This window comes from Streptomyces sp. NRRL F-5727 (assembly GCF_000719555.1).
Taxonomy (GTDB): Bacteria; Actinomycetota; Actinomycetes; order Streptomycetales; family Streptomycetaceae; genus Streptomyces.
The window spans coordinates 85,737-108,717 of sequence record NZ_JOGX01000009.1; the positions used below are offsets into that span (position 1 = coordinate 85,737).

Sequence of the window (22,981 nt, forward strand, 5' to 3'; positions counted from 1 at the left end):
CCGCGCGGCCGGTGACAGCATCGGGGCATGATCGCTCGCTGCGTCCGGCCGGCGCTCGCCCTCCTGGCCGGGCTGTCGCTGCTGCTCACCGGCTGTTCCGCCGGGACGGGCACGTCCACCGCCACCGCCGCCGCCCCCTCCGTCACCGCCACCGCCTCGCGCGCCTCGGGGCTGCCCACCGTCCGCGAGGCGGAGCTGCCGCCGGAGGCCCGGCACACGCTCGCCCTGATCCGCGCCGGCGGCCCCTACCCGTACGCCCGGGACGGCGCCGTCTTCTCCAACTTCGAGCGGATCCTGCCGCGGCGGAAGCGCGGCTACTACCACGAGTACACCGTCCGCACCCCCGGCGAACGCGACCGCGGCGCCCGCCGCATCGTCACCGGTCAGGAGGGGGAGACGTACTACACGGACGACCACTACGCGAGCTTCCGGGAGGTGGTCGCGGATGGGACTCGATGACGCCGTCGTCCTCGACCTGCACGGGGTCACCGACAAGACGGCCTTCATGAACCGCTGTGTACGCACCCTCCCGCTGCCGGTCTGGTTCGGCCGCAACTGGGACGCCCTCGCCGACCGCCTCGCCGATATGCGCGAACCCATGGCGATCGTGGTGACCGGCTGGCAGGCTTATGCCGAGGCCGAACCGGACGACTGGGCCATCGCGCAGGAGGTCTTCTCCGCGGCGGCCCGCACCAGCCGTCAGGGCCTCGCGGTCCTCCTCGCACTCGGGGGTTGGGAGGATCGCACAAGTACCCCCACGCAAGGCTCGGACGATCCGCCCGCGGCATCCCACGCCCCTGACGTGGGAGAATGAACTACGTGCTTTTTCCCCTGGCTGAAATGCCTAGGGGCCGATCCGAACGACTGGGATGTCAGCACGTGCGTTTCCTCAATGACGTCAAGCCGCCGTACGACCTCACGTACGACGATGTGTTCATGGTGCCGAGCCGGTCGGCCGTCGGCTCCCGTCAGGCCGTCGACCTCTCCGCCCCCGACGGCACCGGTACGACGATCCCGCTGGTCGTCGCCAACATGACCGCGATCGCCGGCCGCCGCATGGCCGAGACCGTCGCCCGCCGGGGCGGCCTCGTCGTCATCCCCCAGGACATCCCGATCGAGGTCGTCACCGAGGTCATCTCCTGGGTCAAGGGCCGCCACCTGGTCCTCGACACCCCGATCGTGCTGGAGCCGCACCAGACCGTCGCGGACGCCCTCGCCCTGCTCCCCAAGCGGGCGCACGAGGCCGGCGTCGTCGTCGACGAGGACCGCCGCCCCGTCGGCGTCGTCACCGACGCCGACCTCACCGGCGTCGACCGCTTCACCCAGCTCTCCGAGGTCATGTCCAAGGACCTCCTCCTGCTGGACGCGGACATCGACCCCCGCGAGGCGTTCACCACCCTCGACGCCGCCAACCGCCGCTACGCCCCCGCCGTGGACGCGGACGGCCGGCTGGCCGGCATCCTCACCCGCAAGGGCGCCCTGCGCGCCACCCTGTACACCCCGGCCGTGGACGCCGACGGCAAGCTGCGCATCGCCGCCGCCGTCGGCATCAACGGCGACGTGGCCGGCAAGGCCAAGCAGCTCCTCGACGCGGGCGTCGACACCCTCGTCATCGACACCGCCCACGGGCACCAGGAGTCGATGATCTCCGCGATCAGGACCGTCCGGGCGCTCGACCCGCAGGTCCCGATCGTCGCCGGCAACATCGTCGCCGCCGAGGGCGTCAGGGACCTCATCGAGGCCGGCGCCGACATCATCAAGGTCGGTGTGGGCCCCGGCGCCATGTGCACCACCCGCATGATGACCGGTGTCGGCCGCCCGCAGTTCTCGGCCGTCCTGGAGTGCGCCGCCGAGGCGAAGAAGTACGGCAAGCACGTCTGGGCCGACGGCGGCGTCCGGCACCCGCGCGACGTCGCCATGGCGCTCGCCGCCGGCGCGTCCAACGTGATGATCGGCTCCTGGTTCGCCGGGACGTACGAGTCCCCCGGCGACCTCCAGCACGACGCGCAGGGCCGCGCCTACAAGGAGTCCTTCGGCATGGCGTCCGCCCGCGCGGTGCGCAACCGGACCTCCGAAGAGTCGTCCTACGACCGGGCCCGCAAGGCGCTGTTCGAGGAGGGCATCTCCACCTCGCGGATGTTCCTCGACCCGCAGCGTCCGGGCGTCGAGGACCTGATCGACTCGATCATCGCCGGTGTGCGGTCCTCCTGCACCTACGCCGGTGCCGGGTCGCTCGCCGAGTTCGAGGAGAAGGCGGTCGTCGGCATCCAGTCCGCCGCCGGTTACGCCGAGGGCAAGCCGCTCCACGCCAGCTGGAGCTGACGCCTCCCCGTGACGGCCGGGGCCCCGGGACTCCTCCCGGGGCCCCGGCCGTTTGACGTACACCGCCGGCGGCGGTCTGATCGAGACATGGGCCGTGCCAGGGACGGGGGTCGCCGGGGCCGGGACGTCACGCCCAAGGCCGCCGCGTGCTGCGCCTGGCTCGCGGGCGTCGGGTTCGGAGCGCCGTGCGTGTACGCGCTCGTCCACTTCGGCCGCCACGGCGAGGTGTGGACCTTCCTCGGCTTCCCCACGTACGGCGGCGGCCCCTTCGAACGGATCGGCCTGAGGACGAGCCTGCCGCTGCTCGGCGGGTTCCTGGCGGTCTGCGCGGCGGAGACCTGCACGGGATGGCTGCTGTGGCGCCGCCGCCCCGTCGCCCGGCCCCTCGCCCTCGCGATCCTGCCCGCGGAGGTGGCCTTCTGGGCGGGCTTCGCGCTCCCGCTCGGCTTCGTCCTGGGCGCCGCGCGCACCGCGCTCGTGCTCATGGGCCGCCCCGGCCGGACCGGGTGACGGCCCCGCGCGGCACGAAGCCCTTCTCGCGCAGCGCACGGGCCACCGCCGCGCCCAGCACGGCGTGGCCCTCGTCGTCGGGGTGCAGCCCGTCCGCGAGGTGGGCGGGGGTCAGCAGGTCGCGACCCGGGAGGACGGCGAGCCGGCGGTCGCCCGCCGCGGCCAGGTCCCGTACGGCCGTCTCCATGGCCGCCCGCAGCTCGGCGAGCGTGGCCCCCAGGGCGTTGCCGGTGTGCTCCGCCGCCGGGCGCAGCACGGGGGAGAGCAGCAGCAGCGGGGTGTCCGGGTGGCCGCGCCGCACCAGGGCGAGGAACGCCCGGGTGGTCTCGTAGAGCAGGGGCGCCGAACAGGGCACGGCCGCCCAGCAGTTGGTGCCGAACGCCAGGGTGATCAGGTCGCCGGGGAGGCGGGCGAGCTGCTCGGCGAGGGGGAGTTCGCCGCGCGCCCCGCCCGCGTACCCCAGGTTCACCGGATCGAGGCCGAGCAGCCGGCCCGCCACCGCGGGCCAGGAGTGGGCGGGGCGGGTCGCCCACCAGCCCTCGGTGATCGAGTCGCCGTGGACGAGCCAGCGCGGGCGGCGCGGGGCGGGGGAGAGGGCGCCGCCGACGCCCCTCAGACCGCGTACCACGGGCGCCTGGCCCTCCGGCAGATGGAGCGTGAAGGTTCCGCCGCCGGGCGGGAGCGGGACGCGTACCGTGCCCTCCTCCGCGGGCTCCGCGAACACCTCCGTCAAACACCGGGTGCCCTGCCAGAGCGCGAAGCCGTGCCGCAGCGCGCGCAGGGGGTCGCCGGGGGCCGGGAGCGCCGCCCGGTAGCGCAGCCGCACCGCCCGGGTGCCGGGCGCGGCGGTGAACTCCAGGCGCACCCCGACCGGCAGCTCGGCCCGCCGGGCGATGTCCCAGGGCAGCCGTTCCAGGTCGGCCGGGTCGGCCCGGACCGGGCGGTCGCCGTCCCGCCAGGCCGTTCCGCGCAGAAAGGGTTCGGGCTCCAGCCAGCTCACCGACGACCTCCGATCGGAGGGTGCAGCGTGCAATCTGCGGCCCGAGGAGTCAAGGCGCGCGCGTCGCCCGTACGCCCCTGATGTGTCGATTTTTGCGGCGGAGCGCAATGTTTCCCCGTCTGCGCCCCAAGCGCGCAATGATCATCCGACACTGCGCAACAACCCTGCATTACGAGTGCGAAGCTTCAGCCCTTAGGCTCATGCCTCGTACCAGGAGTGGCGGCGACCGCCTGCTCGGCGGTCTCCCCTTCCCCTGTGGGCTTCTCCGGCCTGCCCGGGTACCGCCGCGGTCCCCGCCCCACCGACAGGCAGCGATAAGGAGCCTCCGCAGTGCTGGATCACGGCGCAGCCCCGCCGGTCGTCGACACGACCGCGCCCAAGACCTCCGGGCTCTCCGCCCTCACCCGCCGCAAGCCGGTGGAAGTGCTGGTCGCGGAGGGTGGACAGGGTGAGGGCGGCACTCTCCGCCGCTCGCTCACGATGTGGCAGCTGACGATGATCAGCATCGGTGCGACGCTCGGCACCGGCATCTTCGTCGTCCTCGGCGAGGCCACCCCGCTCGCCGGCCCCGCGGTGGCGATCTCCTTCGTCATCGCCGGCCTCACCGCTCTCTTCTCGGCGCTCTCCTACGCCGAGCTGGCCGGCTCCATACCGGTCTCGGGCTCCTCGTACTCGTATGCGTACGCAACGATGGGTGAACTCATCGCCTGGGTCTGTGGCTGGTGCCTGGTCCTGGAGTACGGCGTCTCGGTCTCCGCCGTGGCGGTCGGCTGGGGCGAGTACCTCAACGAGCTGCTCGACGGCACCCTCGGGGTGACCATCCCCGAGGTCGTCTCCGCGCCGCTCGGCGAGGGCGGGTTCGTCAACCTCCCGGCTCTCGTCGTGGTGCTGCTGGCGATGGTCTTCCTCATGGGCGGCGCCAAGGAGAGCGCCCGCGTCAACACGATCATGGTCGCGGTGAAGATCATCACGCTGCTGCTCTTCATCGGCATCGGCTTCCTGGGCATCAAGGCGGGCAACTACGCCCCGCTCGCCCCGCTCGGCGTCACCGGCATCAGCGCCGCCGCGGCCACGCTGTTCTTCTCGTACATCGGCTTCGACGCCGCCTCCACCGCCGGCGAGGAGGCCGAGAACCCCAAGCGGGACCTGCCGCGCGCGATCATGCTCTCGCTGGTGATCGTCACCGTGCTGTACTGCCTCGTCGCCCTGGTCGCCGTCGGCGCCATGCCGTGGCAGGACTTCGAGGGCACCGAGGCGGCCCTCGCCCAGATCATGAAGGACGTCACCAGCCAGAGCTTCTGGGGCGTCGTGCTCGCGGCGGGCGCGGTCGTCGCCATCGCCAGCGTCGTCTTCGCGGTCCTCTACGGCCAGACCCGCATCCTCTTCGCGATGTCGCGCGACGGCCTCGTCCCCAAGGTCTTCGCGAAGGTCGACCCGAAGACCGGGGCGCCGCGCGCCAACGTCGTGATCGTCTCGCTCTTCTGCGGTGTCCTCGCCGCGTTCATCCCGCTGGGCGAACTGGCCAACGCGACCAGCATCGGCACGCTCTTCGCCTTCGCCCTGGTCAACGTCGCCGTGATCATCCTGCGCTACACGCGGCCCGAGATGAAGCGCACCTTCAAGGTGATGCTCTTCCCGGTCACGCCGATCCTCGGCTTCCTCTTCTGCGCCTACAACATGTACAGCCTTCCGGCCGTCACCTGGCTGTGGTTCGGCGGCTGGATGATCGCCGGGCTCGTGTTCTACTTCCTGTACGGCATGCGCCGCTCCCGACTGGCCACGGCACCGGCCCTGGCCGAGGCAACCGCAGAGAAGTGATCCACCCGTAGTGCGACTCAACGACCTCGACGAACGCATCGTCCACGCCCTCGCGGAGGACGCCCGCCGCAGCTACGCCGACATCGGCTCGCTCGTCGGACTCTCCGCCCCCGCCGTGAAACGGCGCGTGGACCGGCTCCGGGCCGAGGGCGCCATCACCGGCTTCACCGTACGGGTGGACCCGGCGGCGCTCGGCTGGGAGACGGAGGGCTTCGTCGAGATCTACTGCCGCCACAACACCTCGCCGGACGACATCCGGCGGGGGCTGGAGCGGTACCCCGAGGTGGTGTCCGCGTCGACCGTCACCGGCGACGCGGACGCCGTCGTCCAGGTCTTCGCCTCCGACATGCGCCACTTCGAGCGCGTCCTGGAGCGGATCGCGGGCGAGCCCTTCGTGGAGCGCACCAAGTCCGTGCTGGTGCTCTCGCCGCTGCTGCGGCGCTTCTCCTCGGGCTCGCCCGCCTGACGCGCCACCCGGCCACGCCGTCGTGGATCCACGGCGGCACCCGGAAGTCCCCGCCGCCCCGCACGACCTTCTCGTGCGGGGCGGCGGCCTTGTGCGGCGGCACCTCGTCGGCGGGTCCGTCTTCGGGTCGCCCGGCGCGTACGACCCGGGTCCGACCCCGGCGCAACGAATCGCTGCCATGGGCGCACATCGCGCAACGGTTCGACGGTCGGTCCGCAACGGTCCCGTCTTGTCCGGGCCGAGCCCGGAACCGTACCGTTTTGAACGTCTCCCGCAGACATCCCTCCCTCCCCTCCGCCCCCACGAGGACCGCCATGCCCGCGTTGCGCACCGCCCTGCTCCAGAGCTCCGGCCGGCTCGGTGACGTGACCGCCAATCTGCGGATCCTCGACGAGGCCGCCGCCCGGGCCGCGTCCGCCGGAGCGGACGTGCTGCTGGCCCCCGAGCTCTTCCTCACCGGCTACGCCATCGGCGCCGACATCGCCCGCCTGGCCGAGCCGTCCGACGGCCCCTCCGCCCGCGCGGTCGCGGAGATCGCCGCCCGACACGGGCTCGCCGTGGGCTACGGCTACCCGGAGCGGGACACCGAGCGGCACGGCGTGGTCTACAACGCCGCCGCGCTCTTCGGCGCCGACGGAGCCCCCCTCGCGCACTACCGGAAGACCCACCTCTTCGGCGACTTCGAGCTGAAGTGGTTCACCCCGGGCGACCGCCCGCTGGTCCAGGCCCGCGTCGGTGACGTCACCGTCGGCCTGATGATCTGCTACGACGTCGAGTTCCCCGAGAACGTCCGGGCGCAGGCCCTGGCCGGCACGGACCTCCTCCTCGTGCCGACCGCGCTGATGCACCCCGCCGAGATCGTCCCCGAGTCGGTGGTCCCGGTGCGCGCCTTCGAGAACCAGCTCTACATCGCGTACGCCAACCGCGCCGGGGCCGAGGGCGACTTCGAGTTCGTCGGCCTCTCGGTGCTCGCCGGCCCCGACGGCACCGCCCGGGCCCGCGCCGGGCGGGGCGAGGACCTGGTGATCGGCGACGTCGACACCGACTTCCTGGCGGCCTCCCGCGCGGAGAACCCGTACCTCCGCGACCGCAGGCCGGGCCTGTACGGCTCCCTCGTCTGAGCCGCCCCCTCCTCTTCTCCCACCCGCTTTCCGTGCAAGGAGTCCGTACCCCATGACGTCCACCGTGCCCAACGCCGTCGAGCACGCCGACGAGCAGCAGCCGCCGATCACCATGTTCGGCCCGGACTTCCCGTACGCCTACGACGACTTCCTGGCCCACCCGGCCGGCCTCGGCCAGATACCCGCGACCGAGCACGGCGCCGAGGTCGCGGTCATCGGCGGCGGCCTGTCCGGCGTCATCGCGGCGTACGAGCTGATGAAGATGGGCCTCAAGCCCGTCGTCTACGAGGCCGACCAGATCGGCGGCCGGCTCCGCACGGTCGGCTTCGAGGGCCCGGAGACCGAGGGCCTGACGGCGGAGATGGGCGCCATGCGCTTCCCGCCCTCCTCCACCGCGCTCCAGCACTACATCGACCTGGTCGGCCTGGAGACCACGCCGTTCCCGAACCCGCTGGCCGAGGCCACCCCCTCGACCGTCGTCGACCTCAAGGGCGAGTCGCACTACGCCGAGACCGTGGACGACCTGCCGCAGGTCTACCGTGACGTCGCCGCCGCCTGGAACAAGTGCCTCGACGAGGGCGCCGACTTCTCCGACATGAACCGCGCCATGCGCGAGCGCGACGTGCCGCGCATCCGCGAGATCTGGGCGAAGCTGGTCGAGAAGCTCGACAACCAGACCTTCTACGGCTTCCTCTGCGAGTCCGAGGCGTTCAAGTCCTTCCGGCACCGCGAGATCTTCGGCCAGGTCGGCTTCGGCACCGGCGGCTGGGACACCGACTTCCCCAACTCCATCCTGGAGATCCTCCGGGTCGTCTACACCGAGGCCGACGACCACCACCGCGGCATCGTCGGCGGCTCGCAGCAGCTGCCGCTGCGCCTGTGGGAGCGCGAGCCGGAGAAGATCGTCCACTGGGCGCAGGGCACCTCGCTGGCCACGCTGCACGAGGGCGGCCGGCCGAAGCCGGCCGTCACCCGGCTGAACCGCACGGCGGGCAACCGGATCACCGTCACCGACGCCTCCGGCGACATCCGCACCTACCAGGCGGCGATCTTCACCGCCCAGTCCTGGATGCTGCTCTCCAAGATCGCCTGCGACGACTCGCTCTTCCCGATCGACCACTGGACGGCGATCGAGCGGACCCACTACATGGAGTCCTCCAAGCTCTTCGTGCCCGTCGACCGGCCGTTCTGGCTGGACAAGGACGAGGAGACCGGGCGGGACGTCATGTCGATGACGCTCACCGACCGGATGACCCGCGGCACCTACCTCCTGGACGACGGCCCGGACAAGCCGGCCGTCATCTGCCTCTCGTACACGTGGTGCGACGACAGCCTGAAGTGGCTGCCGCTCTCCGCCAACGAGCGGATGGAGGTCATGCTGAAGTCGCTCGGCGAGATCTACCCGAAGGTCGACATCCGGAAGCACATCATCGGCAACCCGGTGACGGTCTCCTGGGAGAACGAGCCCTACTTCATGGGCGCCTTCAAGGCCAACCTGCCCGGCCACTACCGCTACCAGCGGCGCCTCTTCACCCACTTCATGCAGGACCGCCTCCCCGAGGACAAGCGCGGCATCTTCCTCGCCGGCGACGACATCTCGTGGACGGCCGGCTGGGCCGAGGGTGCGGTGCAGACGGCGCTCAACGCGGTGTGGGGCGTGATGCACCACTTCGGCGGCGCGACCGACGCCACCAACCCGGGTCCGGGCGACGTCTACGACGAGATCGCCCCGGTCGAGCTGCCGGAGGACTGACTCCCTCCGCGTGTGAGCCGCCCCCCGGCGGGGGATCCGACCCCGACGGGGCGCTGCGCGGGCTGATCGGCACCCCGGGATCACGGTCCGGGACGTCCTCACGCGGTGGTCCTAGGGGCGGGCGAGCGGGGTGAGCAGCATCCGGCCCACCAGCCCCACCGAGCGGTCGAGCCGCTCCGTGAACTCGCCCGCGAGCCCCGGCAGCGCCCGCAGCTGCCAGAGCGAGCGGGCGGCCAGCCAGGCCCCGTCGCGGGCCCGGTCCAGGCTCCAGCAGCCGAGCAGATGCGTCAGCGGGTCCGCGATCTCCAGGAGGTCCGGGCCCGGCATCAGCTCCTCGCGGATCCGCTCCTCCAGGAGGACGAGGACGTCGCCGACCCGGTCGAACTCGTCCTCCAGGTCCTTGGGACCGCACTCCAGGGTGGCGCACGCGTCGACCACGGCGAGTGCCAGGTCGTGCCCGATGTGCGCGTTGATCCCGGCCAGCGCGAACTGCAGCGGGGTGACGCCGGGGTGGCGGCGGTAGTGGAAGAGGGGCCGCCAGCAGGCCGGGCCGGGGCCGCCGGAGGCGTAGGCGTCGACGGCGGCGAGATAGCGCTCGGCGAAGCGCACGTCCAGGGTGGCGGCGGCCCGCCGGTCCCCGAAGGCGCCTGCCTCGATGGCGTGGCCGATCTCCTCGGTGACCGTCAGGTACACCCGGTTGAAGACGGCGACCCCGTCGGCCGGGTGCCAGGCCGCCCGCAGCGACCGCATCCGGTCCACCACGGGGTCGACCGCCACGAACTGCCCGATCCGATCGTCCGTCCACTGGGTCTGCGCCATGGGGGCAGACTTCCAGCCGCCGGGCCCGGGAGGGAGTCCCTGCGGCCCGGCTTCGCCGGAACGGGCGAATACGTCAGTTCTTCGCCGTGTCGCCGGAGCCCTTCTCGTACGAGCTGGTGCCGGCGTCGAGCAGCGGCTCCTGCTCCGTGGGGGCGGCCTTCAGGTGGGCCGGGGCGAAGGCGCGCAGCACGTGGTAGCCGGTGATGACGACGATCGTGCCGAGCGCGATGCCGCCCACCTCGAAGGTGTCGGTGAAGGTGAGCTTCACGCCGCCGACGCCGATGATGATGCCGGCGGCGGCCGGGACCAGGTTGAGCGGGTTGCGCAGGTCGACCTTGGCGTTGATCCAGATCTGGGCGCCGAGCAGGCCGATCATGCCGTAGAGGATCACCGTGATGCCGCCGAGGACGCCGCCGGGGATGGCGGCGACGACCGCGCCGAACTTGGGGCAGAGGCCGAAGAGCAGCGCGAAGCCGGCGGCGGCCCAGTAGGCGGCCGTGGAGTAGACGCGGGTGGCGGCCATGACGCCGATGTTCTCGGAGTACGTGGTGTTCGGCGGGCCGCCCACGGCGGTGGAGAGCATCGACGCGGCGCCGTCGGCGGCGATCGCGGTGCCCAGCCTGTCGTCGAGGTTGTCGCCGGTCATCTCGCCGACGGCCTTCACATGGCCGGCGTTCTCGGCGATGAGGGCGATGACGACGGGGAGCGCGACCAGGATCGCGGACCACTCGAAGCTGGGGCCGTGGAAGGAGGGAAGACCGATCCAGTCGGCCTCGGCGACGCCGGAGAGGTCGAGCCGCCAGTGGTCGGTGACCTCGCCGCCCGGGGACATCGAGTGGATCTTCCCGAAGACCAGGTCGAAGACCCAGGAGATCGCGTAGCCGAAGACCAGGCCGAGGAAGATCGCGATCCGCGACCAGAAGCCGCGCAGGCAGACCACGGCGAGACCGGTGAAGAGCATCACCAGGAGCGCCGTCCACTGGTCCTGCGGCCAGTACGTGGAGGCGGTCACCGGCGCCAGGTTGAAGCCGATCAGCATGACGACGGCACCCGTCACCACCGGCGGCATCGCCGCGTGGATGATCCGCGCGCCGAACCGCCGCACCGCGAGGCCGGCCAGGAAGAGCACCGCGCCCACGACGAGGACGGCGCCGGTGACGGTGGCGCTGCTGCCGCCGGAGGCCCGGATCGCGGCGGCCACGCCGACGAAGGAGAGCGAGCAGCCGAGGTACGAGGGGATGGTGCCGCGGGTCGCGAGCAGGAAGACGACCGTGGCGACGCCGGACATCATGATCGCGAGGTTCGGGTCGAGGCCCATCAGCACCGGGGCGACGAAGCTGGCCCCGAACATGGCGACCACGTGCTGTGCGCCGAGCCCGGCGGTACGGGGCCAGGAGAGGCGCTCGTCGGGGCGGACGACGGCCCCGGGGGCGGGCGTTCTCCCGTCCCCGTGCAGGGTCCAGCGCACGCCGAGGTTCATGAGGTCGCTCCCGTTCTCCGGTTCCGGCGGCCGCGGGGGGCCGTCGTGGGGGCCGTCGTGGCACGGCCGTAAAAGATCAGCCATATGGTATGCGCCGGAACCGGCCGGGGGAGGGGGTGCCGCGGCGCCCCCGGTACGGGCTCAGCCGACCGGGCCCGCGCTCTTCGCCGCGTCCGTGCCGGCGGGCGCCGCCGACGCCGCGCGCGGGGCGGTCCGCAGCACGCCCGCGCCCAGCACCAGGCCGAAGGAGAGCGCGGTGACCAGGCCGAAGGAGAAGACCAGCGAGGTGGCGTCCGCGATGCCGCCGATCGCGGAGGGGGCGATCAGACCGGAGGTGTACGTGATGGTGGCGACGCCCGCGATGGCCTGGCTCGGGTTCGGGCCGCTGCGGGCGGCGGCGGCGAAGGCCAGCGGGACGACGACCGCCACCCCGAGGCCGATCAGTCCGAAGCCGGCGGTGGCGGCGACGGCGTTCGGGGCGATGACGACCAGGATCCCGCCGAGGGTGGCGGCCACGCCGCCGACCCGCACGGTACGGACCGCGCCGAAGCGGTCCACGACCCGGTCGCCGGCCAGCCGGGCCAGGGCCATGGTGAGCGCGAAGGCGGTGGTGGAGGCGGCGGCGAGGCCGGCCGAGCCGCCCAGCTCGTCGCGGAGGTAGACGGCCGACCAGTCGAGGCTGGCGCCCTCGGCGAAGACCGCGCAGAAGCCGATGGCGCCGATGACCAGCGCGGACCTCGGCGGCAGCGCGAAGCGCGGCGGGGCCTCTTCCTCCTCGGCGGGCGCCGGGTCCAGGACGCCCTGGCAGAGGGCGAGGCCGAGGGCGGTGAGGACGAGCGCGGCGATCAGGTGGTGGAGGCGGGCGTCGCCGCCGAGGTGGGCGGCGACGGTGCCGGCCGCCGAGCCGAGCAGCGCGCCCACGCTCCACATGCCGTGCAGGCTGGACATGATCGAGCGGCCGAGCCGGTTCTCGGTCTCGACGCCGAGCGCGTTCATCGCCACGTCGGACATGCCCGCCGTGGCGCCGTAGACGAAGAGCGCCGCGCACAGGCCCCAGATGTTCGGGGCGAGTGAGGGCAGGGTGAGCGAGAGGGTCCACAGCGCGAGCAGGCCGCGCAGGGCGGTGCGGGCGCCGAAGCGGTGGCTGATCCGGCCGGCCAGCGGCATCGCGAGCGAGGCGCCGAGGGCGGGGAAGGCGAGCGCCAGGCCGAGCTGGCCGGCGCTGACCCCCGCGTGCTCCTGGATCCAGGGGATCCGGGTGGCGAAGCTGCCGGTGACGGCGCCGTGGACGCAGAAGACGGCGGCGACGGCGAAGCGGGCCCGCCGAAGCCGTTCGGAGCTGAGGACGGTCTCCGCCGCCATGGGTCCCTCCCGGAGTCGCGTGGTGTGTCCCGTAAACTATCAGGAACCCTGCCTGATAAATAGTGGTCCGGAGAGAAGACGGCGGGGAAGCGTCTGAGAGGATCACCGCATGGCCGCATCCCCGAGCACCGCCCGGGCCATCAACGACCGGCTCGCCCTGCGCCTGCTCCAGGACGAGGGCCCGTTGACGGCAGCCCAGCTCAAGACCCTCACCGGGCTCTCCCGGCCCACCGTCGCCGACCTCGTCGAGCGGCTCAGCGGCTCGGGCCTGGTGCACGTCGTCGGCGAGGCCGGCGCCGAGCGCCGCGGCCCCAACGCCAAGCTGTACGGACTCGTCGCCGACCGCGCCCACCTCGCCGCGCTCGACGTCCGCACCCGCTCGGTCTCCGTCACCGTCACCGACCTGCTCGGCACCCCGCTCGCCGAGGCGGCCGCCCCGGTCGGCGAGGACGCCGGCACCGGCCCCGCCGTCGAGAAGGCGGTCGCCCTCCTGGAGCGCACCGCGCGGGAGGCGGGCGTCCAGCGGCTGCACACCGTGGCCGTCGGCGCGCCCGGCCTGATCGACCCGGCCACCGGGGAGCTCCGCGACTCCACCGGGCTGCCCGCCTGGCACCGCCGGCTCGTCGGCGTGCTCCAGGAACGGCTCCCCGCCCATGTGCTCGTCGAGAACGAGACCAACCTCGCCGCCGTCGCCGAGCTGCGCGAGGGCGCGGCCCGGGACCGGGAGGACTTCGTCCTGCTCTGGCTCGGCCAGGGGGTGGGCGCCGCCGTCGTCCTCGGCGGCCGGGTGCGCCGCGGCGCCTCCGGCGGCGCCGGCGAGATCGGCTTCCTGCCGGTGCCCGGCACCTCCGGGCTGCCCTCGTCGACCGGCTGCGACGGCGGCTTCCACGAGCTGGTGAGCACCGTCGCCGTCGAGGCCCTCGCCGCCGAGCACGGCCTCGACCCGGCAGGCGCCCTCGCCTCCGGGCACACCGCCTTCCTCGACGCCTACGCCCGCCGGCTCGCCGTGGGCGCGGCGGCCGTCGCCTCCGTCCTGGACCCGGGCTGTGTGGTCCTCGCCGGCGAGACCGGCCACCAGGGCGGTCCGGAGCTCGCCGCCCGCGTCGAGGCCGAGCTGGCCGCGCTCTCCCCGCTCCGTACCGAGGTCCGCGCCACCGTCCTCGGCGACGCGGCCGTCCTGCGCGGCGCGCTGCTGCGCGCCCGGGACACGGCGCAGGACGCGCTCTTCCCGTAGGAGCGCCCCGGAGAACGCGACCGCGCCGCGCCCCGGACAGGGGGGCGCGGCGCGGAGCGGGCGGCCCGGCGGCGGCCAAGGGCCGTGAGACCGCCGCCGGGGGTTCTTCAGGAGGGGATCAGCGGGCCGGAGGGATCAGCAGGCGCCCAGGTCCTGCCAGACGCCCCACTCGCCGGTCGTGCCCGGCTCCTCGTTCTGGGTCCACCACTTCGCCTTCCACTTGCGGCTCTTGTGGGAGACCTCGTTGCCCGCGTTGTAGACCTGGCCGGCCACGTACGCCGGGGCGGTGCAGCCCGCGGGCGGCGTCGTCGGCGGGGTGGTCGGGGGAGTGGTCGGCGGGGTCGTCGGCGGCGTGGTGGGCGGCGTGGTCGGCGGGGTGGTGCCCGTGCCGGGCTCCACGGTCGTCGTGCCGCGCGCCAGGTCGCCGGCGAGGGCGTACGTGGTGCCGTTGATGTTCACCGTCCAGTTGGAGGGGGTGGACACCGGCAGGTAGTAGTTGAAGGCGAGCTCGACCGTCGCGCCCGGGGCGAGGCTCTGCCAGGCCGGGAGCTTCAGGGAGACCCGGTGGAAGTCGCCCTTCAGGCCGCCCACGTTGGAGCCCGTGTGGTCGCTGCTGATGACCTTGGTGCCGAAGCCGGACTGGTCGGAGGCGTTGGCCGGGGCCGAGGTGCCGTAGTCGAACTGGAACTCCGTGCCGCCGGGCAGCGTGGTGTTCGTCCGGTTGGTGATCTTCACCTTGGGCGTGATCGGGTAGTTCGAGTCGCCCAGCTTGAACTCGGTGAAGGCGGTCTCGATGTTCACGGCCTGGGTGGGCAGCGCCTTGTTCGACTTCTTGGCGCCGTACGGGGTGGCGGCCTTGAACTTGTCGTACATCAGCGAGGTGAGCGTGGAGCCCATCTCGTACTGGCCCTTGGCGGCGTTCCAGGAGTAGTCGCCGGCCATCTCCCAGACCATGGTGCCGCCGATGCCGCGGTCGACCACGTAGTCGGCCTTGGCGGCCACGGACTGCTCGTCCTCGGTGGAGAGGAAGACCTTCTTCTCGGCGTTCCACAGCCACGGCGCGACCAGGGTCGAGTCGTACTTGCGGGCGTAGGTGCCGGTCAGGGTGGTGTTCGCCGGGAAGCCGTACCGCGTGACGTAGTCGCCGACGATCCCCTTCTCCAGGTTCTTGGCGTGCCACATCGGGTTGGAGCCGGCGGGCGACTCCTTGCCCGCGGTGTCCTTGTCGTGCCACAGGTTGTCGATGCCGACGGCACCGTCGCCGCACTTGGTCAGACCGGCGCCGGCCGGGCAGGTGGCCGCGGTGGCCTTGCCCCAGAGGCCGTCGGTGCCGCCCTGCACGTTCTTGTGGCCGCGGGTGTAGTAGGGCAGGCCGATGTTGATCCGGCCGGCCGGCATGGAGCCGCGGAAGTAGTGGTACGCCCAGTCGGTGTTGAGGTAGCCGATGCCGCCGTACTGGGAGGAGCCGTAGACGTTGGCGGCGGCGAGCTCGCCGTCCTTGCCGTCGTCGAAGAGCGAGGCGTTCGGGCCGACGTACTCGTTCCAGGCGCCGTGCAGGTCGTACGACATGATGTTGACGTAGTCCAGGTACTTCTGGACCTGGAAGGTCTCCATGCCGCGCAGCAGGTAGCCGGAGGACGGGGCGGCGACGGTCAGCAGGTAGTGCCTGCCGTCGGCGGCGCCGGCCGTGTCCAGCTTCTCGCGCAGGGTCTTCATGAGGGCCGCGTAGCCCTGGACCAGGCCGGCGCGGCGCGCGTTGGCGAAGGTCCAGTCGAGCGGGTTGCCCGCGTCCTTCATGGTGGTCGGGTACTCGTAGTCGATGTCGACGCCGTTGAACCCGTACTTCCGGATGAAGTCGACCGCCGAGGTGGCGAAGGTGTCGATGCCGGCCTGGTTGACCGAGCCGTCGGCGTTGGTGGCCATCGAGTAGAAGCCGCCGGAGTTCACCCGGTCGCCGTTGTCGGCGAAGTAGCCGCCGGTCTCGGCCCAGCCGCCGACGGAGATCAGCGTCTTGACGTCGGGGTGCTGCTTCTTGAACTTGTTCAGCAGGTTGAAGTGGCCCTTGTAGGGGAGGGCCGGGTCCATCTCGGCGCCCGCCACGCCGGGCCAGGTCATGCCCGTGGCGGCGTTGTCCGGGCCGTCCGTGCCGACCGAGAGCCTGTTGTCGCCGCCGATGTGGCCGAAGGCGTAGTTGATGTGGGTGATCTTGTCCCACGGGATGTTGTTGGCGAGGTACGCGGGCTCGCCGTTCTTGCCGGTGCGCCAGCCCGTGAAGTAGCCGATGACGCGGCGCTGGTGGTCGGCGCCCATCTTCTCGCGGCCCTCGGTGTCGTAGACCGAGCAGTACGGGACGTCGACGCCGGGCGTCTTGTACAGGCCGTCGGGGCGACAGCTCTCGTTGTCGGCGGCGTACGAGACGCCGCCGGCGAGCGAGCTGAGCAGCAGACCGGCGACGGCGGCACCGGACGCGAGCAGCGACGCTCTCTTGGTCGTGGGGGACAGCACGATCGGGTCCTCCTCGGGGAGGGTGAAGAAACACGCAACGAACAAGGGGGTGGTACGTGTTGGGCCCGGGGCGTGCGCACACCGGCGGGCCGTTCCGCGGAGGTGACACGGACATTAAGAGGACTAGACCAGTGCGTCAATAGGTCTGGACCAACCGGGATTTCCGTGGGATCGTGTGAGTCATCGCACAGGGTTCGTGTGCATGCCCGTTGACAGGGCGTGGCACACTGGCCGTGTATCAGCAGCAGCGCACTCCGGGGTCGGTGTAATTCCGAACCGGCGGTATAGTCCGCGACCCGTCCGCAGCCAGCGGCCGGTTGACCAGGTGAGATTCCTGGACCGACGGTGAAAGTCCGGATGGGAGGCAGTGCGCGGCGGGCGACCCCTGACAGGGGTGTGCCGGCCGTACGTCCGCTGGTCGCCGCGGTCTCCGCCGGCGCACCCGTGGACCTCCGGCCGTTCCGGCACACCCTCTGCGCAGCCGTCGTACCCGCTCCCTGTCGACATCGACAGGCCCCGGAGTCCGTGCCCGAAGAGGCAGGAGGACCCGGTGGCCACGCCAGCCGACATCACCGCCATGCGACGCGCGATCGCGCTCGCCGCCCGCGGTCTCGGCTCCACCAGCCCCAACCCCGTCGTCGGCTGCGTCATCACCGACGCCTCCGGCCACCAGGTCGGCGAGGGCTGGCACCAGCGCGCCGGCGGCCCGCACGCCGAGGTCCACGCCCTGCGCGCGGCCGGCGTCCTCGCCCGCGGCGGCACCGCCTACGTCACCCTCGAACCCTGCAACCACACCGGCCGCACCGGCCCGTGCGCCCAGGCCCTGATCGAGGCCGGCGTCGCCCGCGTCGTCTACGCCGTCGGCGACCCGAACCCGCAGGCCACCGGCGGCGCCGACACCCTCCGCGCGGCCGGCGTCGAGGTCGGGGCCGGCCTCCTGGCGGACGAGGCCGAGGCCGGCAACCTCGCCTGGCTCACCTCCGTCCGCACCGGCCGCCCCTTCGTCCGCTGGAAGTACGCCGCCACCCTCGACGGCCGGACCGCCGCCGCCGACGGCACCTCCCGGTGGATCAGCTCCGCCGAGTCCCGCGCCGACGTCCACCGGCTGCGCGCCGAGGCCGACGCCGTCCTGGTCGGCGGCGGGACGCTCCGCACCGACGACCCGCACCTCGCCGTCCGGGGCGTCGAGGGCGCCACCCAGCCGCTGCGGGTCGCCCTCGACACCCACGCCGGACTGCTGCCCACCGCCCGGATCCTCGACGACGCCGCACCCACCCTGCTGGTCGTCGGCGAGGACGCCGACACCCGGCACCTGCCCGGCGTCGACATCCTCCGGCTGCCGCTGCACGACGGCCGCGTCGGCGTGCATGAGCTGCTCACCCAGCTGTACGCGCGCGGCATCCGCTCCGTCCTCCTCGAAGGCGGCCCCACCCTCGCGGGCGCCTTCCTCGCCGGCGGGGCCGTCGACCAGGTCGTCGGCTACCTCGCCCCGGTCCTCCTCGGCGCGGGCCCGAACGCCCTCGCCGACGCCGGAATCACCACCATCACCCAGGCGTTGCGGCTCGACATCACCGAGACCACGCCCATCGGACCCGACCTCCGCATCACCGCCACCCCCAAGGGAGCCTGACCGTGTTCACCGGAATCGTCGAAGAACTGGGCGAGGTCGTCGCCGTCGAGCAGCTGGAGGACGCCTCCCGCTTCCGGCTGCGCGGCCCCCTGGTCACGGAAGGCGCCCAGCACGGCGACTCCATCGCCGTCAACGGTGTCTGTCTCACGGTCGTCGAGTTCGGCGACGGCGAGTTCACCGCCGACGTCATGGCCGAGACCCTGAAGCGGTCCAGCCTCGGCGCCCTCGAGGTCGGCTCCCGGGTCAACCTGGAGCGCCCCATGGCCGTCGGCGGCCGCCTCGGCGGCCACATCGTCCAGGGCCACGTGGACGGCACCGGCACCATCCTGGAGCGGACCCCCTCCGAGCACTGGGAGCTCGTCAGGGTCGGCCTCCCCGCGCAACTCGCCCGCTACGTCGTCGAGAAGGGCTCCATCACCGTCGACGGCGTCAGCCTCACCGTGGTCGAGGTCGGCGACGACTGGTTCACCATCAGCCTCATCCCCACCACGCTCGCCCTGACCACCCTGGGCCACAAGCAGCCCGGCGCCCCGGTCAACCTCGAGGTGGACGTCATCGCCAAGTACGTCGAGCGGCTGCTCGGCCCGAACGCGCAGGAGAACGTCAAGTGAACTGGCTCAACTCCGAGGCGTTCACCCTCTTCGGCCAGCACATCATCTGGTCGGACATGGTCGGGAACATCTTCGGCCTCATAGCCCTCACCCTCGGCTGGCGCCGCTCCGTGTGGACCTGGCCCGTCCAGTTCCTCGCCGGCCTCATCCTCTTCGGCGCCTTCTTCGGACACCTCACCGGCAGCGCCGGCAAGCAGGTCGTCGTCATGCTGGTGGCCCTCTACGGCTGGTGGCAGTGGCAGCGCGGCAAGGACGGCGGCGCCGACGGGCACATCGCCGTCCGCTTCGCCACCTGGCGCGAGCGCGCCGCCATGGTCGGCGCGGCCGCCGCGGGCACCGTCGCGGTCGCCCTGCTCTTCGAGGCGTTCCCCACCCTCTCCTGGGACCCCTGGCCCGACGCGTACATCTTCGTCGGCACCGTGGTCGCCATGTACGCCCAGGCCCGCGGCATGGTCGAGTTCTGGTTCGCCTGGCTGCTCGTCGACCTCGTCGGCGTCCCGCTGAACTTCGCCAACGGCTACGCCTTCTCCGGCTTCGTCTACGTCCTCTACGGCGCGCTGGTCCTGTGGGGCCTGCGCGACTGGTGGCTCCGCACGCGCACCGCCCCCGCTCTGGAAGGAGCCCCCGCATGAACGCCTGGGACCTCGAAGAGAGCCTCGCCCTCGACCCCGTCGAGCAGGCGATCCGCGACATCGCCGCAGGCCGCCCCGTCGTCGTCGTCGACGACGAGGACCGCGAGAACGAGGGCGACCTCGTCATCGCCGCGGAGAAGGCCACCCCCGAGGTCGTCGCCTTCATGATGAGCGAGTGCCGCGGCCTGATCTGCGCCCCCATGGAGCACGACGAACTGGAGCGGCTCCACCTCCCGCAGATGGTCGACCACAACACCGAGTCGATGCGGACGGCCTTCACCGTCTCCGTCGACGCGGGCCCCGAGCACGGCGTCACCACCGGCATCTCCGCCGCCGACCGCGCCACCACCCTCCGCATGCTGGCGAGCGGCCGGCACGAGCCCACCGACTTCGTCCGCCCCGGCCACATCTTCCCGCTGCGCGCCCGCGAGGGCGGCGTCCTCGCCCGCCCCGGCCACACCGAGGCCGCCGTCGACCTGGCCCGCCTCGCCGGCCTCCGCCCGGCCGGCGCGATCGTCGAGATCGCCGGCGAGGACGGCGTGATGCTCCGCCTGCCCGAACTCGTCCCCTTCGCCCGCAAGCACGGCCTGACGATCATCTCCATCGAGGACCTGATCGCCTACCGCCGCTCCGCCGAGCCCACCGTCCGCCGCGAGGCCGAGGTCCACCTCCCCACCGCCCACGGCGACTTCACCGCCTACGGCTACCGCTCCACCGTCGACGGCGTCGAACACGTCGCCCTCGTCCACGGCGAGATCGGCGACGGCACCGACGTCCTCGTCCGGGTCCACTCCGAATGCCTCACCGGCGACGTCTTCCACTCGCTGCGCTGCGACTGCGGCCCCCAGCTCCAGGCGTCCATGGACCGCATCCAGGAGGCCGGCCGCGGCGTCGTCGTCTACCTCCGCGGCCACGAGGGACGCGGCATCGGCCTGCTCTCCAAGCTGCGCGCGTACGAACTCCAGGAGCGCGGCCGCGACACCCTCGACGCCAACCTCGAACTCGGCCTGCCCGCCGACGCCCGCGACTACGCGGCCGGCGCGCAGATCCTCGCCGACCTCGGCGTCCGCAGCCTCCGCCTGATGACCAACAACCCCGACAAGATCGACGCCCTCACCCGCCACGGCCTCGCCGTCGAGGGCCGCGAGCCGATGCCCGTCACGGCCGGCGAGCACAACCTCCGGTACCTGCGCACCAAGCGGGACCGGATGGGCCACGACCTGCCCTGGCTGGACGGCTCCCCGGCCCCCACCTGCGGCAACCAGTAACCCCGATCGTCTACGCACCGAGCAAGGAGAACCATGAGCGGCAAGGGCGCACCCGTCCTCAGCGTGAAGAACTGCGGCGACCTGCGGGTCGCGGTCGTCGCGGCCCAGTGGCACGAGAAGATCATGGACGGCCTGGTGGACGGCGCCCTGCGCGCCCTGTCCGAACTCGGCATCGACGAGCCCACCCTGCTCCGCGTCCCCGGCAGCTTCGAGCTCCCGGTCGTGGCGAAGGTCCTCGCGGAGCGCGGCTACGACGCGATCGTCGCCCTCGGCGTGGTCATCCGCGGCGGCACCCCCCACTTCGACTACGTGTGCCAGGGCGTCACCCAGGGCCTCGTCCAGGTCTCGATCGACACCGGCGTCCCCGTCGGCTTCGGCGTGCTGACCTGCGACAACGAGGAGCAGGCGCTGGACCGCGCCGGCCTGGAGGGGTCGAACGAGGACAAGGGACACGAAGCGGTCACCGCCGCCGTCGCCACCGCCACCATCCTCCGGACGGTCAGCGAGCCCTGGCGCAAGTCCACGGAGTGAACCCTGGCGACGGGGCCGCCGGGTGAAGCCGTACCCTAAGGACATCATGGCGAACAAAACCTTCGAAGAGCTCTTCACCGAGCTTCAGCTCAAGGCCGCCAACGGCGACCCCAGCACCTCCCGCACCGCCGAGCTGGTCGGCAAGGGCGTCCATGCCATCGGCAAGAAGGTCGTCGAGGAGGCCGCCGAGGTCTGGATGGCCGCCGAGTACGAGGGCAAGGAAGCCGCCGCCGAGGAGATCTCGCAGCTGCTGTACCACGTCCAGGTGATGATGGTCGCCCGCGGGATCTCCCTCGACGACGTCTACGCCCACCTCTGAGCACACACACCCCCCAGCTCCCACCACTCCCAGGCAAAGGAAGCCCACCCCATGCTGCGCATCGCCGTCCCCAACAAGGGTTCCCTCTCCGGACCTGCGTCGGCCATGCTCCATGAGGCGGGCTACCGCCAGCGCAAGGAGTCCAAGGAGCTGGTGGTCATCGACCCCGACAACGAGGTCGAGTTCTTCTACCTGCGGCCGAAGGACATCGCCCTCTACGTGGCGTCCGGGAAGCTCGACATCGGCATCACCGGCCGTGACCTGCTCCTCGACTCCGGCGCGAGCGCCGAGGAGATCCTGGCGCTGAACTTCGGCCGCTCCACCTTCCGCTACGCCACCCGCCCGGGCACCGCGAACGGCCCGGAGGACTTCGGCGGCATGACGATCGCCACCTCCTACGAGGGCATCGTCGCCAAGCACCTCGCCGACCAGGGCATCGACGCCTCCGTCGTCCACCTCGACGGCGCGGTCGAGACCGCCATCCAGCTCGGCGTCGCCCAGGTCATCGCCGACGTGGTCGAGACCGGCACCAGCCTGCGCAACGCCGGCCTGGAGGTCATCGGCGAGCCGATCCTGAAGTCCGAGGCGATCGTCGTCCGCCGCCACGGCGCCGAGACCGACCAGCCGCAGGTCCAGCAGTTCCTGCGCCGCCTCCAGGGCGTCCTGGTCGCCCGCAGCTACGTGATGATGGACTACGACTGCCGCGCCGAGCACCTGGAGCAGGCCGTCGCCCTCACCCCGGGCCTGGAGTCGCCGACCATCTCCCCGCTGCACAACGAGGGCTGGGTCGCCGTCCGCGCGATGGTCCCCGCCAAGGAGGCGCAGCGGATCATGGACGACCTGTACGAGATCGGCGCCCGCGCGATCCTCACCACCGCGATCCACGCCTGCCGTCTCTGACCCCGCCGCACCACTTCTGGCACCGAGGTACCCCGATGTCCGAGCCGCTCACGCCCGCCCTCCCGGTCACCTTCCGGCCGGGCCGCACCCGCGCCGTCCTGCTGACCGTGGGGGTCGCCATGTTCGCGGCGATCACCGCCGTGGCGCTGATGCTGGAACGGCTCGGACCGGGGGAGCGGGTCAGCTTCGTCTTCACCGCCGCGCTCTTCCTCGGCGTCCTGGTGCTGCTGAGCCGCCCCAAGGTCGTCGCCGACGACGAGGGCGTCACGGTCGTCAACATCACCCGCACCCGGCGCCTCGCCTGGGCGGAGATCCTCCGGGTCAACCTCCGCCCCGGCGACCCGTGGGTCTTCCTGGACCTCAGCGACGGCACCAGCCTGCCCGCCCTCGGCATCCAGCCCGGCATCGCCAAGGAGTCCGCCATCAGGGACGCCCGCGCCCTGCGGGCCCTCGCGGACAGCCACGGCACGGGCGCCGAGACGGCCTGAACCCCGGTCCGGACGTCAGGGTTCAGCCCGGTCCGTCCCCCATCCGGGGCGTCCCCCTGCCACGCGGGGCGTCGGCGTGGCTAATCTGGAGGCGGTGGTGCCCGGCGCACCACCGCCTCGCGTGCACAGGGCCGCCGCCGGCGGCCTGCGAGGCCACCCTTCGACCCGAGGAGTGACTCCCTCCGGCAATGGACGGATCGTCCGGTAGTACC

At 72.4% G+C, this 22,981-nt stretch carries 22 protein-coding genes and 1 riboswitch; of the genes, 17 read left to right on the top strand and 5 right to left on the bottom strand.

Annotated elements, in window-relative coordinates; translation table 11 throughout:
• Nucleotides 1–27 precede the first annotated feature (27 nt).
• From IF73_RS0109700 to IF73_RS0109715, 4 genes are all read left to right on the top strand, one after another.
• A complete protein-coding gene (locus IF73_RS0109700; protein ID WP_031005608.1) occupies nt 28–459 on the top strand; it encodes a ribonuclease domain-containing protein in 432 nt (143 codons plus the stop codon).
• Nucleotides 446–814 carry a barstar family protein gene (locus tag IF73_RS0109705; protein WP_051716639.1) on the top strand — a complete coding sequence of 123 codons (369 nt, stop codon included), beginning with the start codon at nt 446–448 and terminating at the stop codon, nt 812–814. Before IF73_RS0109700 ends, IF73_RS0109705 begins: the two co-directional genes overlap by 14 nt.
• Before the next feature lie 65 nt (nt 815–879).
• Complete coding sequence (locus tag IF73_RS0109710) at nt 880–2,322, top strand: GuaB1 family IMP dehydrogenase-related protein (RefSeq protein WP_199806629.1); 1,443 nt, start codon at nt 880–882, stop codon at nt 2,320–2,322.
• An 87-nt stretch (nt 2,323–2,409) separates the two neighbouring features.
• Nucleotides 2,410–2,832 carry a hypothetical protein gene (locus IF73_RS0109715; protein WP_051716640.1) on the top strand — a complete coding sequence of 141 codons (423 nt, stop codon included), beginning with the start codon at nt 2,410–2,412 and terminating at the stop codon, nt 2,830–2,832.
• On the opposite strand, the gene IF73_RS0109720 is transcribed toward IF73_RS0109715, so the two are convergent.
• Complete coding sequence (locus tag IF73_RS0109720) at nt 2,804–3,832, bottom strand: GDSL-type esterase/lipase family protein (RefSeq protein ID WP_051716641.1); 1,029 nt, start codon at nt 3,830–3,832, stop codon at nt 2,804–2,806. The two genes, IF73_RS0109715 and IF73_RS0109720, sit on opposite strands and share 29 nt — an antisense overlap.
• Nucleotides 3,833–4,162: 330 nt before the next feature.
• Between IF73_RS0109720 and IF73_RS0109725 the strand changes: the two genes are divergently transcribed.
• The 4 genes from IF73_RS0109725 (at nt 4,163) to IF73_RS0109740 (ending at nt 8,990) form a co-directional block, all read left to right on the top strand.
• Complete coding sequence (locus IF73_RS0109725) at nt 4,163–5,650, top strand: amino acid permease (protein WP_031005618.1); 1,488 nt, start codon at nt 4,163–4,165, stop codon at nt 5,648–5,650.
• Between the two features lie 10 nt (nt 5,651–5,660).
• Nucleotides 5,661–6,116 carry an Lrp/AsnC family transcriptional regulator gene (locus IF73_RS0109730; protein ID WP_015032260.1) on the top strand — a complete coding sequence of 152 codons (456 nt, stop codon included), beginning with the start codon at nt 5,661–5,663 and terminating at the stop codon, nt 6,114–6,116.
• A 314-nt stretch (nt 6,117–6,430) separates the two neighbouring features.
• Nucleotides 6,431–7,237: a carbon-nitrogen hydrolase family protein gene (locus IF73_RS0109735; protein ID WP_031005621.1), complete on the top strand. Its 807-nt coding sequence runs from the start codon at nt 6,431–6,433 to the stop codon at nt 7,235–7,237.
• A 52-nt stretch (nt 7,238–7,289) separates the two neighbouring features.
• Nucleotides 7,290–8,990, top strand: coding sequence for a flavin monoamine oxidase family protein (locus IF73_RS0109740; RefSeq protein WP_031005623.1), 1,701 nt, complete (start codon nt 7,290–7,292; stop codon nt 8,988–8,990).
• 111 nt (nt 8,991–9,101) lie between these two features.
• On the opposite strand, the gene IF73_RS0109745 is transcribed toward IF73_RS0109740, so the two are convergent.
• From IF73_RS0109745 to IF73_RS0109755, 3 genes are all read right to left on the bottom strand, one after another.
• On the bottom strand, nt 9,102–9,809 hold the full coding sequence (locus tag IF73_RS0109745; RefSeq protein WP_031005624.1) for a DUF5995 family protein: 708 nt from the start codon (nt 9,807–9,809) through the stop codon (nt 9,102–9,104).
• Nucleotides 9,810–9,882: 73 nt separating this feature from the next.
• The gene (locus IF73_RS0109750; RefSeq protein ID WP_031005626.1) at nt 9,883–11,289 is read right to left on the bottom strand and encodes a uracil-xanthine permease family protein; all 1,407 of its coding nucleotides are present in this window, start codon (nt 11,287–11,289) and stop codon (nt 9,883–9,885) included.
• Nucleotides 11,290–11,430: 141 nt separating this feature from the next.
• Nucleotides 11,431–12,651, bottom strand: coding sequence for an MFS transporter (locus tag IF73_RS0109755; RefSeq protein WP_031005628.1), 1,221 nt, complete (start codon nt 12,649–12,651; stop codon nt 11,431–11,433).
• A 109-nt stretch (nt 12,652–12,760) separates the two neighbouring features.
• Between IF73_RS0109755 and IF73_RS0109760 the strand changes: the two genes are divergently transcribed.
• Nucleotides 12,761–13,885, top strand: coding sequence for an ROK family transcriptional regulator (locus IF73_RS0109760; protein ID WP_031005630.1), 1,125 nt, complete (start codon nt 12,761–12,763; stop codon nt 13,883–13,885).
• A 135-nt stretch (nt 13,886–14,020) separates the two neighbouring features.
• Here the strand turns inward: IF73_RS0109760 and IF73_RS0109765 are convergent, their stop codons facing one another.
• On the bottom strand, nt 14,021–16,390 hold the full coding sequence (locus IF73_RS0109765) for a chitinase C-terminal domain-containing protein (RefSeq protein WP_031005632.1): 2,370 nt from the start codon (nt 16,388–16,390) through the stop codon (nt 14,021–14,023).
• Nucleotides 16,391–16,635: 245 nt separating this feature from the next.
• Nucleotides 16,636–16,765, top strand: a riboswitch (FMN riboswitch).
• Nucleotides 16,766–16,940: 175 nt separating this feature from the next.
• Between IF73_RS0109765 and ribD the strand changes: the two genes are divergently transcribed.
• From ribD to IF73_RS0109805, 8 genes are read left to right on the top strand one after another with little or no spacing between them, the layout of a single operon-like run.
• On the top strand, nt 16,941–18,020 hold the full coding sequence (gene ribD, locus IF73_RS0109770; protein ID WP_031005634.1) for a bifunctional diaminohydroxyphosphoribosylaminopyrimidine deaminase/5-amino-6-(5-phosphoribosylamino)uracil reductase RibD: 1,080 nt from the start codon (nt 16,941–16,943) through the stop codon (nt 18,018–18,020).
• Between the two features lie 2 nt (nt 18,021–18,022).
• Nucleotides 18,023–18,631, top strand: coding sequence for a riboflavin synthase (locus IF73_RS0109775; protein ID WP_031005635.1), 609 nt, complete (start codon nt 18,023–18,025; stop codon nt 18,629–18,631).
• Nucleotides 18,628–19,263, top strand: coding sequence for a nicotinamide mononucleotide transporter family protein (locus tag IF73_RS0109780; protein WP_031005637.1), 636 nt, complete (start codon nt 18,628–18,630; stop codon nt 19,261–19,263). Before IF73_RS0109775 ends, IF73_RS0109780 begins: the two co-directional genes overlap by 4 nt.
• Nucleotides 19,260–20,531, top strand: coding sequence for a bifunctional 3,4-dihydroxy-2-butanone-4-phosphate synthase/GTP cyclohydrolase II (locus tag IF73_RS0109785; RefSeq protein WP_031005639.1), 1,272 nt, complete (start codon nt 19,260–19,262; stop codon nt 20,529–20,531). The genes IF73_RS0109780 and IF73_RS0109785 overlap by 4 nt, the downstream gene beginning before the upstream one ends.
• Before the next feature lie 33 nt (nt 20,532–20,564).
• A complete protein-coding gene (gene ribH / locus IF73_RS0109790; protein WP_031005641.1) occupies nt 20,565–21,062 on the top strand; it encodes a 6,7-dimethyl-8-ribityllumazine synthase in 498 nt (165 codons plus the stop codon).
• Between the two features lie 46 nt (nt 21,063–21,108).
• Nucleotides 21,109–21,381, top strand: coding sequence for a phosphoribosyl-ATP diphosphatase (locus IF73_RS0109795; protein WP_031005643.1), 273 nt, complete (start codon nt 21,109–21,111; stop codon nt 21,379–21,381).
• A gap of 51 nt (nt 21,382–21,432) precedes the next feature.
• The gene (hisG, locus tag IF73_RS0109800; protein ID WP_031005645.1) at nt 21,433–22,281 is read left to right on the top strand and encodes an ATP phosphoribosyltransferase; all 849 of its coding nucleotides are present in this window, start codon (nt 21,433–21,435) and stop codon (nt 22,279–22,281) included.
• Nucleotides 22,282–22,316: 35 nt separating this feature from the next.
• The gene (locus IF73_RS0109805; RefSeq protein WP_031005646.1) at nt 22,317–22,769 is read left to right on the top strand and encodes a PH domain-containing protein; all 453 of its coding nucleotides are present in this window, start codon (nt 22,317–22,319) and stop codon (nt 22,767–22,769) included.
• Nucleotides 22,770–22,981: the final 212 nt, after the last annotated feature.